Origin of the sequence: Helicobacter bilis ATCC 51630 (assembly GCF_000686565.1) — a bacterium.
In the GTDB taxonomy this organism is placed as follows: Bacteria; Campylobacterota; Campylobacteria; order Campylobacterales; family Helicobacteraceae; genus Helicobacter_A; species Helicobacter_A bilis.
Map to the genome: position 1 here is coordinate 1 of NZ_JMKW01000117.1, position 1490 is coordinate 1490.

Here is a 1490-nt window from a genome sequence, read left to right on the forward strand (position 1 = left end):
CACCATCAACCTTAAAAAGCTGGGTTTGTTTGCGTGGTTTGTTTCCGCATACTTAGTTCCTTTTGTTTTCTTTGTCTCATTGCCCTTTCCTTTTTTATTTGCAAAAAGGATTTTTCGCTACGCTCAACATGACAAAGTGAGATAAAAGAGGCAACATCACAAGCACAAACAATCATGTGAAAAACCTTTCTTTTTGCCCTATAAAGCAAACCTGTCAAACTCTGCAAAATAGTCTCTTAAATCCTGCGGACTAAAAGTCTCATACATAAGCGATATAAACTTATATATTGCCCTTTTTGTCTCTTGCTCTTTTAATCCCAGCTTTTTACGCACAGAATCAATAAAAGCCTTATTTGACAGCTCATTCGCTCTCTCTTGTACTATCTTTGCCCTCTCTTGCCCTTTTTTATAGTTTTCTAAAAACTTTAAGGCTTCTTCATCTGGGCTGAACTCACCTTTTTCATACAAGCACAATAAAAAGTTACTTGGGGGCTTTAATATCTTTGTTTGCAAGTAGCAATCATGGTATTTTTTTATGCTTTGCATGTCGTAAAACTCAAATCCTCTGTATTCATCGACAGCATCTACTCGTATGCCCTTAGCGATAGCCTTGCAAAAGTCTTTTATTTCTTTTGCTTGTGGAATAAACGCCTTGCTTGTTTGTGAGGGGCGGCAAACTCTTATATACTCATATAAAAAGCCACCTTGCTCTATAAAGTTTAAGGCGTGATCTATGTCTTCTAAAAGCACAAGTATTTCTTTTTCCCCTTTTTCTTTATACTTTATTATGTTTTGTGGGAGTTTTGTGATGAAGTTTGGTATTACCATATGTTTAATCCTTTCTTTATTCTTCTTTTTCTCTATCACTTGGTTTTTTAAACAGACATTCAAAAAAGACTTTCACAAAGTCTATAAAGCTATGTTCTACAAATGGGCTTGTATAAACAACATAACCATATAGCACAATAAGGCATATAAAAGCCACTGTAGAAAATACGCCGAATATGAATAAAATGTCTAGCATGTTTAATCCTTTTTTTTCTTAGCTTTCATCTTGTGATAATATTTTAACGATTTGCCCTTTTTTCATAAAAAAGGGCAAAAACATTAAAAGCCCACCATCAATCTTAAAAAGCTGGGTTTTGTTTTCTTTGTCTCATTGCCCTTTCCTTGTCATGTTTTTCTTTTTTATATGACAAAAAGGCTTTTGCATTAAAAACTCTTTTAAGCTTTTATTTACAATCGCATTTTTACTTAATCCAAATTCATAGCTTTTAATTTCAAGCAACTCTAATGTAGCCTCTTTCACTAAAAACTTTTTCCGCCTTTTTCTTGACATCTTTAAGGGCAAATACTTATCACTTAAAAATGTCGTCAATGCCGCTTCAAATATCTTATTTTTTGATATTTTGTAGCGTTTGCTTGTAATATCTAGCAAATCAAGTAGCCTAAAGTCGATCTCAAACTTGTCGGTTTGGACTTTGGGGGGG

The 1490-nt window shown here is 33.8% G+C and carries 4 protein-coding genes; all 4 read right to left on the reverse strand.

Annotated features, from left to right (window positions below):
- Positions 1-11: 11 nt before the first annotated feature.
- Complete coding sequence (locus T368_RS15785) at positions 12-176, reverse strand: hypothetical protein (protein ID WP_004084610.1); 165 nt, start codon at positions 174-176, stop codon at positions 12-14.
- Positions 177-198: 22 nt separating this feature from the next.
- Positions 199-828 (reverse strand): hypothetical protein, encoded by a 630-nt coding sequence (locus tag T368_RS0111470; RefSeq protein WP_004084608.1) that lies wholly within the window; start codon positions 826-828, stop codon positions 199-201.
- Positions 829-844: 16 nt separating this feature from the next.
- Positions 845-1024 carry a hypothetical protein gene (locus T368_RS0111475; protein ID WP_004084606.1) on the reverse strand — a complete coding sequence of 60 codons (180 nt, stop codon included), beginning with the start codon at positions 1022-1024 and terminating at the stop codon, positions 845-847.
- Positions 1025-1156: 132 nt separating this feature from the next.
- On the reverse strand, positions 1157-1490 hold a 334-nt coding region (locus T368_RS16025; protein ID WP_034595293.1), incomplete at its 5' end, for a hypothetical protein.

Coding starts and splice junctions, on each gene's coding strand:
- T368_RS0111470 (WP_004084608.1), bottom strand. CDS start 828: ATGGTAATACCAAACTTCATCACAAAACTCCCACAAAACATAATAAAG.
- T368_RS15785 (WP_004084610.1), bottom strand. CDS start 176: ATGATTGTTTGTGCTTGTGATGTTGCCTCTTTTATCTCACTTTGTCAT.
- T368_RS0111475 (WP_004084606.1), bottom strand. CDS start 1,024: ATGCTAGACATTTTATTCATATTCGGCGTATTTTCTACAGTGGCTTTT.